We start from the raw sequence: 15038 nt of genomic DNA on the forward strand, positions 1-15038 counted from the left end.
AGCCGCATCGCCGACCATCCAGCCCGCCAGATCAATGAACTGCTGCCGTGGAACTACCGTCCCGCCTGACGCGACGCCTTCACCGGACGCTTACGCTCGCGTGGCGATGGACGACCAAGATCCATGCGCTCACCGATGTCATCGGTCGTCCCTATGCTCATGCTGACGGCCGGCAATGTCAGCGACGTGAAGGCAGCACCCGCACTTCTCGAAGGTGCCGGCCGAATGCGCTACCTGCTTGCTGACAAAGGCTATGATGTCGACCGGCTGCACCGTTCGCTACGTGACGCCAGAGCCGGTCGCGTCATTCCCGGACGGCGAAACCGCAAACGCACCATCCGCTACGACAAGCTTGCTGACAACTTCCTCTCAGGCGTCGCAATCGCAATCACGTTCTGGCTCTAATAGAGATTCAGACCCAGGCATCTAGCAGAAGGGCTTATGCATAGGCCCAGCGATCGATGGCGCCAGGTAATTTGACGTAATGCGACTGTCCCCCCGCCACGACAGCAGCGTTCACCAGAACGTCCCCGGCAAGAAATCCGTCGACGGCCGGTGGTTTCAGAACGGATCTGGCGATGTAGTCGTCGATATACGGCAGGATCGCCTCGGCCGAATCTGTGACATAAACGACTGGGTTGAGATAATGGGTCTGGTGGCCACCCGGCGCTGTAACACCATAAGGGTACAGGCGGATAAGCAGACGCTTCATCTCAACTTTGAGCCTGACCGCCGCGGTAAGCAGGCACCACTCGCCTGCCCGCCAATACTCGTCGAAACCATAAGCGATATAGTCGCGGGAACTTGGCATTCCTGTGCCGTTTATCGAGATGCTGGCGTAAGGGTCGCTCGGCATGGCTGCCGCGGTTTCACGACTAAACAGCCAGGATACCACGGCCCAATCCCCTGCGCCGCCACGAATGGCAACATCGAACGCGATCGCCGCATCATTTTTGGTATCATGATGAGCAACCGGCATGGGCTGGCCATTCCATGGCGCTATGGCCCGGCCTGCGGCTACTACGCGTTCGCGTGCGAGGGCCGAGCACTGGGGTTCGCGCAAATAGCCATTTCCGTTGTCGAAGCCGTCCATCCGCAGTAATCCGTTCGTGTCGCTGTTGACGTTTGCGCTTTGTCCGTTGCGACCTGCATTGCGGATGGCGGTAACGGGCAGCGCCATCTTGTGGACGCCATCGGCCCGATAGGGGCCAAGCACCCGACCGTGACCGCAATTGCTCAGAAGAACGAGATGATTGAGTTTCGCCTGATCGAAGGTCTGAAAACTGTTGGCACCGATGTCGAACGGGCCCCTAATATTTTCCAGATGTACGGCCGCATTGCCAACATTATCCTCGAAGTAATTGTCGGCGACCGATATACCACGCATCGATCCCATTAATTTCACGGGATCGCGTTGTCCTTCCAAGCAATTATTGGAAATCGACACATTGTGGGCGGTAATGGCGATCCCGCCGTCACCTGCGGCATAGCCATTCTGGCCTGCTTCATTGCCCTGAAACAGGAACCCGTTCCATTGGGTCTGGTCCAGCGTGCGCGCAATCCAGCGGTTTCGATTGATCGTGCAATTTTGCGCCTTGAACAGCCCCATTTCGCTATTGCCGCCACCTGATCTAAAGAGGTCGAAGGCGGATGTGAAACCGTGGATCGAGCAACCACTGAAGGTAAAGTTGCGGAGAAAGCGATCGCTCGCATCCCACGCAAAGGCTGCAATCGGGACCGATCCGGTTTCGAGCGTTGCCAGCGCGAGATCATGCAGTTCGACCGAGCCGTCGCCGGTACGCGACCCGACAAAGCGAACGGCCCCACGAGCGGCATGGGTAGGCATCAGGATCGCCAGTTCGCTGGGCTGGGCCGGGTCATAGCGACCGGGATAGACGCCCCGTTTGCCGCGGCCGCGAATTCGCTGGGGTTTGGTGCAGTTCAGAACGATGGGCGCGGTCGTCCTGAATATCCCGGCTGGGAAAAACCATTCGCCGCCTACGCGTGCGTAATAGTCGGCGATGTCCTGGACGGCATGCGTATCGTCGGCACGACCGTCGCCTACCGCACCCGTGTCACGCACACTCGACCCGATCTCGCGCAGCTTCTCCAGGACGCTGCGGGACCGGATGAACGGTGCGGCGACCGATTGTCCGATCATGGCTGAATCGCCGAGGTCTTTGCCCACATCCTGCCGGAGCGGTGCCACTCCACCCGCAAGTGCGGCAAGGGTCGTCCGTCTGGTAATGCCATCGGTCATGTCGCGTCATGTCGCATGCTCGTCATGCCCTGGCAATGCGGCACTGCCAGCGCGTGCCGCGGCTGCTTTACGCTGCGATCTTTAGCACCTATGCCACGCTGCTTCGTTGGCGCTCTGAGAACGAAATGCAGCGGGGCCGAGGAGGCTCGAGGGATTCCGTTGGCATCATTGGTCGATGTCGTGAAGACTTGAGGATAATGATGGTTCTTCGTAACTCCGTGTACAATCTGCTCGGCCTGGGGTTGCCGTTGGTCGTGGCAGTGATCGCCATACCTGCCCTGATTCACAGCTTGGGGGCGGAGCAGTTCGGCATCCTCACCATCATCTGGGCCGTGGTAAGCTATTTTGGGCTGTTCGACTTGGGCCTGGGACGGGTGGTCACCCAGCAAATCGCCATTGCCATTGCAGAAGACGATAGCGATCGACTGAAGATCGTGGTGGGCACGTCCAGCGTGCTGATGGCATCGCTTGGTATCGTTGGTGCAATCGCCATGGCCGTGTCCGCCCCGCTGCTGGCGCATGAGTTCACCAAAACGGCCGATCCTGCGGCCGTGACCCGCGCCTTTTACTGGATGGCGGCCGCCATGCCGGCCATCGTCCTTACATCCGGGTATCGTGGCATGTTGGAGGCCACGGGCCGGTTCGGGCTGGTCAACGCAATCCGCTTTCCGATGGGGGTGTTTACCTACGCGGGGCCACTGGCGGTCGTATGGGCCGGGCATGGGGGCCTTGAGGCGATCTCGGCAGTGTTGTGCGTCGGGCGTATCGTCGCTTGCGTGCTGCAGGCCTTTTACGCGTTGCGTTCGCTGCCGGCAAAGGTCGGTACGGGGCGTTTTGAAAGATCTATGATCCAGCCGATGCTGAGCATGGGGGGCTGGATGTCGATCAGCAACATCGTCGGCCCACTGATGAACTACACCGATCGGTTTCTACTGGGCTTTGTCGCATCCGCACAGGCCGTCGCCTATTATGCGACGCCACAGGAAATGGTCTTGCGGATCGGGATCATTCCGACGGCAGTGGCGGCGGTGTTGTTCCCACTGTTCACGTCGCAATCGAATAGTGCCGGAGCCAGCGTCATGCGAGCCAATCTGCGTCGCTATTCGCTGGTGATCCTGGCGCTGCTGCTTCCATTCACCGTGCTGTTGGCACTGTTCGCACAGCCCCTGCTAGCTTTGTGGATTTCGCCGGTCTTTGCAGACAATGCCACGGTGCCACTGCAGATCATGTCGGTCGCTGCCCTGTGCAGTGGTCTGGCACAGATTCCGTTCACCATGCTTCAAGGACGTGCGCGAGCGGATTTGACCGCCAAGCTGCATCTGGTCGAATTGCCGCTCTACATCGGGCTACTCTATATTCTGGTTCTGCATTATGGTCCGGTTGGAGCCGCCCTGGCATGGCTGGCCCGGATCGGAGCCGATATGCTTGCCCTGTACTGGCTATGCCTGCGCAATTTGCGTGCGGCGGAGAGCATGAATGGCGATATCGCGTCGGATCGGTTGCCATCCGATGCAGCAGATGCCGAATATCGAGTGACACCATGACATTGCTTTCCGTCGTAGTTCCCACCCACAATCGAGCCGACTACGCGATATCGTGCATCGCGGCCGTGCTCGGTTTCGATGCACCCGATCTTCAATTGGTGATGACCGACACCAGTACGGATCGTCGCTTGTATGACATGCTCCACGCCGAAGAGTGCGCTTTTTTGCGGGATCCACGCTTTGTCTATCGGAAGATAGACGAGCCATCGAACCTGACCAAGAACCACAATGACGCCCTGGCCTTGGCCAGCGGTGAATATGTGTGCGTCATCGGTGACGATGATTGCATCACCAGCGCTGCCATCGATGCGGCCAGATGGGCGGTCGCGTGCCAGGTTCCGATCGTCTCGCAGACGGTCAAGGCAACCTATGCCTGGCCGGACTTCCGGTCGCAGCTGGCCAGGGGCGGTCATGCCAGCCGGCTCTACGTACCTCGTCGAGCGGGAACGGCGCGCTGGCGAGATGGGCAATCGGATCTGGGGGCGGCATTGGCCCGCGCTTTCCAGGCGACTGACGGGATGCCGCGTTGCTACCATGGTATCGTCCGTCGTGACCTGCTTGAACAGGTTCGCGACCGAACCGGCGCCTATTTTCATGGTTCCAGCCCCGATATGTCCGGCGCCGTGGCCATGGCTTGTCTGGTCGACCGCTATTGCGAGGTCGATCTGCCACTGACCATTCCCGGTGTGTCGGGGGGAAGCAATTCTGGCCGTAGTGCGATGAATACCCACAAGGGCGAACTCTCGTCCGAGACACAGACCAGCGGGTTCGAGGATCGCGGCTGGACGGCCGGTGTGCCACGCTTCTTTGCCGTGGAAACGGTGTGGGCGCACGCCGGGCTGGAGACGTTGCACAGGCTCGATCCGGAGCGCGCCACGGGCTTCAACTATGCGCGGCTGCTGGCTCTCTGTCGTATCCGGCATGGCGAGTTCGATGCCGCGATCAACCAGGCCGAACGAGAGGCGAGTTCGATCCGTGGTCAGGCCATGGAGCAAGACATCAAGCGAGCGATACAAGGGGAACGTCGGGCCCGATATCGGTATCTTCTGCGCCGTGCGCTGAAACCGACGGCTGCGAATGGCCGACGTTACTTCGCCAAGTTGGAAACCGTGCTTGCCGCTGCTCATGCCTATGAGCAATACGCGACGGAAAAAGGCTTTCGTTTCGAAACGGTGATACAGTCGATCGACCGATGATGGCACAGAGCGAAGGGGGACCCGCTGAAAGGCGAGGTCAGGAGGGCAGTCTAGACTACCCGAAGCACATTGTGATCTATGCGCCCAATGTCGGAGCAGGCGGCGGTTTAGTGCTGCTGCGCGGATTGCTAGCATCGGCGTGGCCGGTTTCACAGGTGACGGCCATTCTCGACCAGCGTGGTCGGGCGTCGTTGGAGGATCGAGACCAATCGATAGAGGTTCACTGGGCCGAACCCAGCCTGCGCGGTCGCTGGCGGATGGAAAAACTGCTCCGGGATCTGACCAGGTCGGGTTGCACCGTTCTGTGTTTTCACAACTTGCCGCCCGTTCTGGCCAGTCCGGCACAACTATTCTGTTATATCCAGAACGCGTATGTCATTGATCTCATCGCGACGAACCGGCTTCCCTGGCGTTTGCGTGTCCGGATCATGCTGGAAAAGCTGATTGCCCGTCGATTTCGACATCGCATCGACAGGTATATGGTGCAAACGCGAACCATGGCTGATGCAGTCCGTGGCTGGTACGGGCCGGGTGCTCCCCCCGTCGACATCCTGCCATTCGTCGGTTCGAACATGCCTTCGTCGGTCCGCGTCGATCCGCCTGCCGTAGAAGCGGTGAAGAGCAGGATGCGGCCGGACGCATCGTGGGATTTCATCTATGTTTCGGATGGCTCCTTTCACAAGAACCATCGATGTCTGTTTTCCGCGTGGAATATGCTTGCCGATCGCGGCCTGTATCCGTCGTTGGCCGTCACGCTCCATCCCGACCGTGACGTCGCGCTGTGCGGGTACCTCGCAGAGCTTGTGGCAAAGGGGCTGAGGATCACCGATCTTGGCCAGATTTCGCATGGCCAGGTGTTGGCGGCCTATGGTCGGTCGTCCGCCATGATCTTTCCGAGCACCATGGAGTCCTTTGGTTTGCCACTGATAGAGGCGCAGGCAGCGGACTTACCCATCCTAGCGCCCGAACGGGACTATGTACGTGACGTCTGTGTCCCAGTCGAGACCTTCGACCCCGAGTCCGCACGTTCTATCATGCTTGCCGTGGAACGTTTCATGGGGGGGGCGAACACGCGCGAACCGCTGTTGTCGGCCCAGGCGTTTGTGATGACCTTATGCAATCTGGCCGCTTCCGATAAAGCCTGACTGGTATTTCGTTCGGCAATAGGGCAGGGGGGCGCCGGTCCCTCGAAGTAGAACAGATCCTCGATGATGCAAAAAATCCTGGTGCTTGGCGCTAGTGGAATGCTCGGCAACGCGGTGTTCCGCTATTTCGCCACTAAAACGGCGCATGACGTCGTGGGTATCGTAAGGGCGGCCGGTTCTGCGCAACGCTTGCCGGTCGAACTGCGTGGGCGGATCGCGGCGGGCGGCGATGTCGAAGATGTTGACGCACTGGTGCGGGTGTTCGATTGTCATCGTCCGACGGTGGTCGTCAACTGCGTCGGACTGGTCAAGCAGCTGGAGGATTCCAAAAATCCGCTTGCCGCCATTCCGATCAATGCGGTCTTGCCGCATCGACTGGCGCAGCTGTGTTCGCTGAGCGGCGCCCGTCTTATCCACCTGAGCACGGACTGCGTTTTTGCGGGCGACAAAGGGATGTATACCGAGGGCGATCTGCCTGATGCACGCGATGTGTATGGTCGGACGAAGCTGCTCGGTGAGGTCGATTATCCCCATGCCCTGACCTTGCGGACGTCGATCATCGGGCACGAATTGTCCGGTGCGCACAGTCTGATCTGCTGGTTCCTCGCCCAGCAGGGGGCGACGCGGGGATTCTCGCGTGCAGTATTCTCGGGATTTCCGACCGTCGAAATCGCCCGTATCATTGATGAATACGTGCTGCCGCGACCCGATCTTCATGGCCTCTACCATTTGTCCGCGGCCCCCATCGACAAGTTCGCACTGTTGAAGCTGGTCGCCGAAATTTATGGGAAAGACATTCGTATCGACGAGGATCCCACCCTCGTCATCGACCGCTCGCTCGATTCAACACGTTTCCGTGAGGCGACCGGCTTCACACCCGATGATTGGCCTACGTTGATCCGTCGGATGCATGATTTCCGCTAACGCGGCGAAGGAAGAAAAATGTTCAAGGAAAAGACCCTCCTGATTACCGGTGGCACCGGCTCTTTCGGTAACGCCGTGCTGCGCCGTTTCCTGGACTCCGACATCGGCGAGATCCGTGTATTCAGCCGCGACGAGAAGAAGCAGGATGACATGCGCAAGGCGTATGCGCACGACAAGCTGAAATTCTACATCGGCGATGTCCGGGATCGTCAGTCTATCGCCGATGCGATGCACGGCGTCGACTATGTCTTTCACGCCGGCGCGTTGAAGCAGGTGCCGTCGTGCGAGTTCCATCCAATGGAAGCCGTCAAGACCAATGTCCTGGGAACCGAGAATGTCCTTGAAGCCGCGATCGCGGCGGGCGTCGAGCGAGTGATCTGTCTCAGCACCGACAAGGCGGTCTATCCCATCAATGCCATGGGTATCTCCAAGGCCATGATGGAAAAGGTTGCCGTCGCCAAGGCGCGCAATTCGCGCAAGACGGTCATTTGCGTCACGCGGTACGGGAACGTGATGGCGTCGCGCGGATCGGTCATTCCCCTGTTCGTCGATCAGATCCAGGCCGGGCGGCCCTTGACCGTGACGGACCCGAACATGACCCGCTTCATGATGACCCTCGACGATGCGGTCGATCTCGTCTTGTATGCGTTCTCCAACGGCAAGCCGGGCGACGTGTTCGTGCAAAAGGCGCCGGCTGCGACTATCGCGACGCTGACGGAGGCTCTTCGCAACCTGCTGTCGGCACAGCAGGTGCCGGTGCACACGATCGGTACCCGTCACGGCGAGAAGCTGTACGAGGCCCTGCTTAGCCGCGAGGAAATGGCCGCGGCCGAGGATTTGGGTGACTATTACCGCGTTCCCCCCGATCTGCGTGACCTGAACTATGCCGTCTATTTCGAGCAGGGTGACGTCGAAATCACCGAAGCGGCTGAATATCACTCGCATAACACTCAGCGGCTGGATGTCGCGGGCATGGAACAGCTGCTGCTAAAGCTGCCCTTCATTCGGGCGATCATCGCCGGTCAGCCTGCGGTCCTCGACGCATGAGCGGGGAAGCGCAGCTGGTGCCGGGCGCGAAATTGAAGGTCGTCACGTTCGTCGGCACGCGGCCCGAGATCATCCGGCTGTCGCGCATCATTCCGTTGCTGGACGTCCATTGCGATCATGTCTTGGCCCATACGGGCCAGAATTATGATTACGAATTGAACGAGATCTTCTTCACCGATCTGGCGATCAGACGACCCGACCGCTTCCTGGAGGCGGCAGGCGCTTCCAGTGCGGAGACAATCGGCAATGTCATCGCCGGTGCGGACAAGTTGCTGCGGGAGGAGATGCCCGATGCGGTGCTGATCCTTGGCGACACCAATAGCTGTTTGGCAGCGATCGCCGCCAAGCGGCTGAAGATACCGGTCTTTCACATGGAAGCGGGGAATCGCTGTTTCGATCAGCGCGTACCCGAAGAGATCAATCGCAAGATTGTCGATCACATCTCCGACATCAACTTGACGTACAGTGCGATCGCCCGGGAAAATCTTCTGCGCGAGGGCTTGCCGACGGACATGGTCATAAAGACCGGCAGTCCGATGATGGAAGTTCTTCATCATTATCGAGACGGCATCGCGTCGAGTGGCATTCTTGATACGCTGGAACTCACACGGAACCAATATTTCGTGGTCAGCACTCATCGTGAGGAAAATGTCGACAGCCGCAATAACCTGTTCAAGATCGTCGCCATCCTTAACGATCTGGCAGAAAATTACGGCTTCCCCATCATCCTGTCGACGCATCCGCGAACCCAGAAGCGGATCGACGAGTGGGAGGTTCGCTTCCATCCGCTTGTTCGGGTGGCAAAGCCGTTTGGCTTTACCGACTATATCGCCCTGCAACGATCTGCGTTTGCGGTACTGTCGGACAGCGGGACGATCACCGAGGAAGCGTCCATCCTGAATTTCCCCGCTCTGAATCTGCGCGAAACGCACGAACGTCATGAAGGCATGGAAGAGGCATCGGTCATGATGGTCGGGCTGAATGCCGCACGCGTGCGGCAGGCGCTTGGTGTCCTGGCCACCCAGGCGCGCGATGAGAACCGGACGTTGCGCCTGCCGGCCGATTACGACGCGCCGAACGTGTCGCAAAAGGTTTTGCGCATCATCCTCAGCTATGTCGATTATGTGAAAAGCGTAACGTGGCGCGAAAGCACGACCCGTCCGTCATGATCGTCCTGACGGGAGCCACGGGATTCATCGGGTCGCAGCTCGTGCGCCAACTGGGCGCCGGGCACGATCTTTTGCTGGTTTCGCGCGATGCGGCAGCGGCGCAGTCTCGTTTTCCGGGAATACCGGTTTGCGACTACGAGGCCTTGCCGGCACATGACCTGACCGGGGCCGTCTTCATCCATCTGGCGGTGCGTAACAACGATCGGCCCGGCACGATCGAAGAGTTCCGGGCCAGCAATGTCGACGGTCTGCTGGATGTCGCGGCGGTTGCACGAAGGGGAGGGGCGGCCTCCTTTATCAATCTATGCTCCACCCATGCGCTGGCTCCGAAGGCCGGTGACTTCTATGGTCTGAGCAAGCAGGAAGGGGCTCGCGCTCTGGCCCAGTTTTGGCCGGACGGTGCGACCAATCTCTACATCCCCGCCGTTTACGGCAATGATTTTCAGGGGCGCCTGGCTTTTCTTGGCCGGTTACCCGGAGCACTGCACCCGGCAGTTTTAGGTTTCTTGCGGCAGATCAAACCCATGATCTCGATCGATCATCTGCGCGGGGTATTGCTAGAGCTCGCCGCTAGGCGCGATGTCTCCGACGACCCATGGAGGACCGAGCAATATGCCGCGGATCCCGTGGGCAATGTCGGGCTGTTCGCAGCGGTTAAGCGTATGATCGACCTCATGGCCGTAGTAGCGGTGATTGCTCTATTGGGATGGATCATGGTGCTGGTCGCCGTCTATATCCGGCTGGACAGCAAGGGGCCGGTGATCTTTGCTCAGCGCCGGGTCGGACGCGGGGGTGTGGTTTTCACCTGTTACAAGTTCCGCACGATGGCCGTGGGCACGGCGCATGCCGCGACGCACAATGTGTCTGCTGCGGCCGTCACCAAGGCGGGGCAATTTCTGCGCCGCACCAAGCTCGACGAATTGCCGCAGATCATCAACGTGCTGATGAACGAGATGAGTCTGGTAGGACCGCGGCCGTGCCTGCCGCTTCAAACCGAGCTGGTCGATTTCAGGCGTGCCCGTCATGTGCTGCAACTGAAGCCGGGCATCACCGGTCTGGCACAGATCGGAGACATCGACATGAGCGATCCTGCCCGTCTTGCAGCATGGGACGATCGATATCGTGCGTTTCGGACTCTGCTGGGTGATGTCGGCATTCTAATCAGAACGGCCCTGGGCGGGGGCTCGGGTGACAGGGTCACGCCTTCATCACGCTGACGGGCATCTCTGCCACTGCACACTCGGCCGAGGAGATCGTCTTGGACATCCTGTATCTGTCTCAGTATTTTTATCCCGAACAGTTCCTCAACAACCACATTGCAAAGTCTCTGGTCGCGTCAGGGCATGAGGTCGACGTCGTCTGTTGCGTGCCCAATTATCCTGTGGGGCGCTTCTTTGCGGGGTACTCCAATCGCAATCGACATGACGGGGTTTGGGAAGGCGTCCGCGTCCACCGGGTCTTTACCGTCGCACGTGGTCGATCGGCCGTCCAGCTGATCGCCAATTACCTGACATATCCTATTGCCGCGGCCTGGCGGCTTTTCCGTCTGAAGCCCCGGGCCGGATCGATCAGCTTCGTGTCCATGCCGTCACCCCTGTTCCAGGCGTTGGCCGGCATCTTTGCCAAAAGAATGTGGCGGATCCCTACGGTGTACTGGGTGCAGGACATATGGCCGGACAGCGCCATCATCACGCTGGGTATCCGAAACCGCGTGATGGTCCGGGTGCTGAACGCAATCTGCGGCTGGATCTACCGGCAGGCGGACCTCGTCATGGTTCAAAGTGACGGTTTTCATGCCAACATTGCCGGTTTCGGTGTTCCGGCAGATCGGATCGTGACGCTGCCCAACTGTGCTCCGGACTCCTTTCGGCCAATCGACGTCACGGCGGTTCCGGAACGCATCCGGTCGCTTGTCCCGCAGGACAGACGAACGATCATGTTCGCGGGCAATATCGGGGAAAGCCAAGATTTCGATACGATCATCGCGGCAGCAGCCCTGTTACCGGATGCCAGCCGCGTGCTGATCGTCGTGGTCGGCAGCGGTCGCGATGAGGAGCGGGTCAAGGCCAGGATTTCGGACCAAGGCCTTGCTCATCGATTCCTGTTTCTGGGGCGGCATCCCGAAGCTGATATGCCGGCTTTCTTCGCCTGCGCTGACGCCATGCTCGTCAGCCTGCGGGACGAACCAATTTTTGCGTTGACTGTGCCTAGCAAGGTGCAGGCTTACATGGCCTGTGGAAAGCCGATCCTTGCAAGCTTGAAAGGGGAAGGGGCGGTCATCGTCAGCGAGGCGTCGGCAGGCGTTGTCGTGCCACCATCGGCACCGATGCCGCTGGCCGCGGCGATGGACAAGGTTGCTTCCCTAGATGAAGAGGACTTGCGTGCAATGGGCCGGCGTTCCCGTCAGGTCTATGAACAGCGCTATTCCCTGAATGCGGTGACCGGTAAGCTGGTCTCACATCTCGAAGCAGTTTTGGCCAAGGCTTCGAGCGGGATATAAGCGGGTCAGTGTGCTATTGTCCGAATGGACAGTGCAGGGCAGCGGCAATGAGGCGGCCCTGTGGAGGATGAATGATTATGATGCCGGATCAGATACACGGCCGGCGGGGCGTTGCCGTCTCGTCTGATGTGGGAACACCGATCACCACATTGTTGTGCCTAGCCGTATTCGCGTTCGGCTATCTATTTTCGACATGGCTACTTGATGCGTATCGTGCTGGCGACCAAGAGCACTATGCCAATTTTTGGCAAGCGATGATGTGGGCCCATCCGTCGCAATGGAAACGGTTGCAGATGGAGTATCTGAGTTCGGCAGAACCTTTATATAGATACATCATTGGCACAGGAACATATTTACGATTTGATAGGCTCGTCTATCTTTCATGTTGGAATGGCCTATTGTTATCAGCAATATGCTACATATGTTTAAAATATAGGGCGAGCCTATTGTTCGCTTTGCTGATGATGACTAACTATTATCTTCTCGTTCTTCTGGGGCCAGCGGAGCGCCTCAAATTTGCTTATATTGCTCTGGTTCTTGCATTCTGCAGGGCTGGCGTGAAGTGGCGGGGATTCATGTCTATCCTGTCGGTATTCGCCCATACTCAAGCGGTCGTGCAGTTTGCATCATCTGCCTTGTATTACTTCGCAGAAAACAGGCGCGTTATATTATCCAATAGGTTTAGAGCGATAATGTTCGTTGTTGTAACACCAGTAGTTTTTGGTGTGGCGGGCTATCTGATTTTTACTAGTTCTGGTGATGTCATTTCTAGCAAGGCAGAAGTATATGGTCAGGAATCACAAGGTATATTTGAAATAATTCAATGGGTCCTTATTTTGATTTGTGGACTAGTTGTTTTTGATAACAAATTAAAATTCTTCGTTGGCATGCTTCCGATGGGCGTTCTTACGACATTGTACGGCAATAGAATCAATGTTGCGACGCTGGCGTTCTTTTGTGCCATTGCGCTGACGCGGCGCAAGACGAGTCATCCCCTCGTTTTGGCCGTGATGGCTTACATGTCGTTCAAGAGTATCGGCTTTATTCTCAATATCATGGAGACCGGGCAGGGGTTTTAGGCCGGTCAATCCAGCGCATTTCCAGGTGCGCACCCTGGGCGCCATCCAGTTGAAAAAAAACGGCGCTGTAGCTATAGCGCCGGTTATCCAAATCACGGGCTCTACTCGGATAAATCGGTAGGCAATTCGACCTGGAACCAGAGAAGCTATGACGGAAATCCGGAACCGGGCGGAAGTGCGGTTGATCCAAGCATTGCAGCGCGTGGTCGGCTTAACGCGGACCACCAAGTTCGGCCTTATCCTATTGATGGATGGGATCCTGTGCGTTTTCGCCGTTTGGATCGCATTCATGTTGCGGCTCGGTGAATGGCATCTATGGACCCCTGCGGTTATTGTGACGATCGCAATCAGCCTGATTCTTTGGCTGCCACTGTTCCTGATACGTGGGATCTACCAGTCCATCGTGCGCTTCATGGGTGCGCGAACGATCGCAAATATTGCTACCTCATGTATGATAATGGCGGTCGCCCTTTCGCTGATCTTTACGTTCAATCCGATCCAAGGCATTCCACGGACGATCGGTGTCATTCATGCGCTGATATTCGCGACATTGCTTGTTCTCAGTCGGGTGGTCGCGGGATATGCGCTGTTCGACCTGCTCAATCGACGTCGGTTTGAAGGGCAGCTGAGCCGTGTGTTGATTTACGGCGCGGGATCCGCTGGCCGTCAACTCGCGCTATCACTGCGCCATGAACCGGGGATGGCCCTGCAGGGATATATCGACGATGATCCCCGCCTGTCGGGTCAGCGTCTCGACGGTGTAGCGATTCATGCGAGCGACGAGGTGGGATCCCTGATCGCGAGATTGGAGGTCGACACCGTCCTGCTGGCTATTCCGCGCCTCTCACGCCAACATCGCAAAGCCATCGTTAGCAAGTTGGAGAATGCCAACGTCCATGTCCTGACGCTGCCAGCCATGAGCGACATGATCGACGGAACCGTGTCGGTTGCCGACCTGCGGGAGATCGAGATCGACGATCTGCTGGGCCGGGATGCGGTTCCACCCAACGATCTGCTCTTGCACCGGACCATCACCGGCCGGATCGTGATGGTGACGGGGGCAGGTGGATCGATCGGCAGTGAATTGTGTCGGCAGATTGGTACGCTGAATCCGACCACCATCATTCTTGTCGAGATGACGGAGCACGCGCTTTACTCGATCGAAGGCGAGCTTCGAGAGGCGCAGAGAACCGGCCGGATCGACAGTCAGATCGTCGTACATGCCGAACTGGGCAATGTTGCCGATGCTGGTACGGTTCGCCGAATGTTCGACCGTTGGAAGCCCGATACCGTATTCCATGCGGCAGCCTACAAGCACGTTCCTCTGGTCGAGGAAAACGTGATCGCGGGGATGAGAAACAACATTTTCGGCACGCTTCACTGTGCGCTGGAGGCTGAGCGTTCCGGTGTTCAGCATTTTATTCTGATTAGCACTGACAAGGCGGTGCGTCCGACGAACGTCATGGGCGCGACTAAGCGAACCTGTGAGCTAATCCTCCAAGCTCTGCGCGCGCATCATGGCAACACCAAGTTCGCGATGGTTCGGTTCGGCAACGTGCTGGGGTCGAGCGGTTCGGTCGTGCCGCGCTTCCAGCGCCAGATCCGCGATGGTGGTCCGGTGACGTTGACCCATCGCGACGTCACACGGTATTTCATGACCATACCCGAGGCCGCACAGCTAGTTATTCAGGCTGGCGCCATGGCCGAGGGCGGCGAGGTCTATGTCCTTGATATGGGCGATCCCATTCGGATTTACGATCTGGCTAAGACGATGATCAACCTCTCCGGTTTGCTGGTACGTGATGAAACCAACCCCGACGGGGACATCGAAATCCGCGAGATCGGCTTGCGCAAGGGCGAAAAGCTGTACGAAGAACTGCTAATCGGCAATTCTCCGCGCGAGACCATTCATCCCCGCATCATGCGCGCGAACGAGGATTTTCTCGAATGGCCGGAATTGTCCCTCGAACTGGAGCGATTGGATGCCGTGCTGGCGGATGGCGATCGCGTTCAGGCCCTCATATTATTATCAAAGCTTGTACCGGAGTTTCAGGGCGAGCAGTCGATGCGCGAGGCATGATCCGGTTGATCTGACCGCCGGTCAGGCAGTTCCGTTTCGTGCAACAATGACATAGACGCTTTCACCTATGCGCCCTCATCGTTTAGATCGCAGG

Annotated in this window: 11 protein-coding genes and 1 pseudogene; 11 read left to right on the top strand and 1 reads right to left on the bottom strand. The window is 58.2% G+C overall.

Going from position 1 to position 15038, the window contains the following annotated elements; all coding sequences use genetic code 11:
- Window positions 1-110: 110 nt before the first annotated feature.
- Window positions 111-405: pseudogene (locus GGQ89_RS18030) on the top strand (transposase); the annotation flags it as partial.
- 34 nt (window positions 406-439) lie between these two features.
- On the opposite strand, the gene GGQ89_RS18035 reads toward GGQ89_RS18030, so the two are convergent.
- Window positions 440-2260, bottom strand: a complete 1821-nt coding sequence (locus tag GGQ89_RS18035) for a pectate lyase family protein (RefSeq protein WP_184106687.1) — start codon at window positions 2258-2260, stop codon at window positions 440-442.
- Window positions 2261-2457: 197 nt separating this feature from the next.
- Here GGQ89_RS18035 and GGQ89_RS18040 point away from each other — a divergent pair, with 197 nt between their 5' ends.
- The 10 genes from GGQ89_RS18040 (at window position 2458) to GGQ89_RS18085 (ending at window position 14944) form a co-directional block, all read left to right on the top strand.
- Entirely contained in the window at window positions 2458-3804 is a 1347-nt protein-coding gene (locus tag GGQ89_RS18040) for a flippase (protein WP_184106688.1), read from the top strand.
- Entirely contained in the window at window positions 3801-5000 is a 1200-nt protein-coding gene (locus GGQ89_RS18045; protein WP_184106689.1) for a glycosyltransferase family 2 protein, read from the top strand. The genes GGQ89_RS18040 and GGQ89_RS18045 overlap by 4 nt, the downstream gene beginning before the upstream one ends.
- Window positions 4997-6145: a glycosyltransferase gene (locus GGQ89_RS18050; protein WP_184106690.1), complete on the top strand. Its 1149-nt coding sequence runs from the start codon at window positions 4997-4999 to the stop codon at window positions 6143-6145. The genes GGQ89_RS18045 and GGQ89_RS18050 overlap by 4 nt, the downstream gene beginning before the upstream one ends.
- 63 nt (window positions 6146-6208) lie before the next feature.
- Complete coding sequence (locus GGQ89_RS18055; RefSeq protein ID WP_206362675.1) at window positions 6209-7069, top strand: dTDP-4-dehydrorhamnose reductase family protein; 861 nt, start codon at window positions 6209-6211, stop codon at window positions 7067-7069.
- Window positions 7070-7087: 18 nt separating this feature from the next.
- Complete coding sequence (locus GGQ89_RS18060) at window positions 7088-8116, top strand: polysaccharide biosynthesis protein (protein WP_184106691.1); 1029 nt, start codon at window positions 7088-7090, stop codon at window positions 8114-8116.
- Window positions 8113-9285 carry a non-hydrolyzing UDP-N-acetylglucosamine 2-epimerase gene (wecB, locus tag GGQ89_RS18065; RefSeq protein ID WP_184106692.1) on the top strand — a complete coding sequence of 391 codons (1173 nt, stop codon included), beginning with the start codon at window positions 8113-8115 and terminating at the stop codon, window positions 9283-9285. The genes GGQ89_RS18060 and wecB overlap by 4 nt, the downstream gene beginning before the upstream one ends.
- On the top strand, window positions 9282-10502 hold the full coding sequence (locus GGQ89_RS18070; protein WP_184106693.1) for a hybrid nucleoside-diphosphate sugar epimerase/sugar transferase: 1221 nt from the start codon (window positions 9282-9284) through the stop codon (window positions 10500-10502). Before wecB ends, GGQ89_RS18070 begins: the two co-directional genes overlap by 4 nt.
- 41 nt (window positions 10503-10543) lie before the next feature.
- Window positions 10544-11785 (top strand): glycosyltransferase family 4 protein, encoded by a 1242-nt coding sequence (locus GGQ89_RS18075; RefSeq protein ID WP_184106694.1) that lies wholly within the window; start codon window positions 10544-10546, stop codon window positions 11783-11785.
- Window positions 11786-11862: 77 nt separating this feature from the next.
- Window positions 11863-12864 (top strand): hypothetical protein, encoded by a 1002-nt coding sequence (locus GGQ89_RS18080; RefSeq protein WP_184106695.1) that lies wholly within the window; start codon window positions 11863-11865, stop codon window positions 12862-12864.
- 148 nt (window positions 12865-13012) lie between these two features.
- The gene (locus GGQ89_RS18085; RefSeq protein WP_184106696.1) at window positions 13013-14944 is read left to right on the top strand and encodes a polysaccharide biosynthesis protein; all 1932 of its coding nucleotides are present in this window, start codon (window positions 13013-13015) and stop codon (window positions 14942-14944) included.
- Window positions 14945-15038 lie beyond the last annotated feature (94 nt).

Origin of the sequence: Sphingomonas yabuuchiae (assembly GCF_014199595.1) — a bacterium.
Classification (GTDB): Bacteria; Pseudomonadota; Alphaproteobacteria; order Sphingomonadales; family Sphingomonadaceae; genus Sphingomonas; species Sphingomonas yabuuchiae.

Excerpts from the sequence above, each read along its gene's own strand:
- GGQ89_RS18035 (WP_184106687.1), bottom strand. The coding sequence starts at position 2,260 with ATGACCGATGGCATTACCAGACGGACGACCCTTGCCGCACTTGCGGGT.
- GGQ89_RS18040 (WP_184106688.1), top strand. The coding sequence starts at position 2,458 with ATGATGGTTCTTCGTAACTCCGTGTACAATCTGCTCGGCCTGGGGTTG.
- GGQ89_RS18045 (WP_184106689.1), top strand. The coding sequence starts at position 3,801 with ATGACATTGCTTTCCGTCGTAGTTCCCACCCACAATCGAGCCGACTAC.
- GGQ89_RS18050 (WP_184106690.1), top strand. The coding sequence starts at position 4,997 with ATGATGGCACAGAGCGAAGGGGGACCCGCTGAAAGGCGAGGTCAGGAG.
- GGQ89_RS18055 (WP_206362675.1), top strand. The coding sequence starts at position 6,209 with ATGATGCAAAAAATCCTGGTGCTTGGCGCTAGTGGAATGCTCGGCAAC.
- GGQ89_RS18060 (WP_184106691.1), top strand. The coding sequence starts at position 7,088 with ATGTTCAAGGAAAAGACCCTCCTGATTACCGGTGGCACCGGCTCTTTC.
- wecB (WP_184106692.1), top strand. The coding sequence starts at position 8,113 with ATGAGCGGGGAAGCGCAGCTGGTGCCGGGCGCGAAATTGAAGGTCGTC.
- GGQ89_RS18070 (WP_184106693.1), top strand. The coding sequence starts at position 9,282 with ATGATCGTCCTGACGGGAGCCACGGGATTCATCGGGTCGCAGCTCGTG.
- GGQ89_RS18080 (WP_184106695.1), top strand. The coding sequence starts at position 11,863 with ATGATGCCGGATCAGATACACGGCCGGCGGGGCGTTGCCGTCTCGTCT.
- GGQ89_RS18085 (WP_184106696.1), top strand. The coding sequence starts at position 13,013 with ATGACGGAAATCCGGAACCGGGCGGAAGTGCGGTTGATCCAAGCATTG.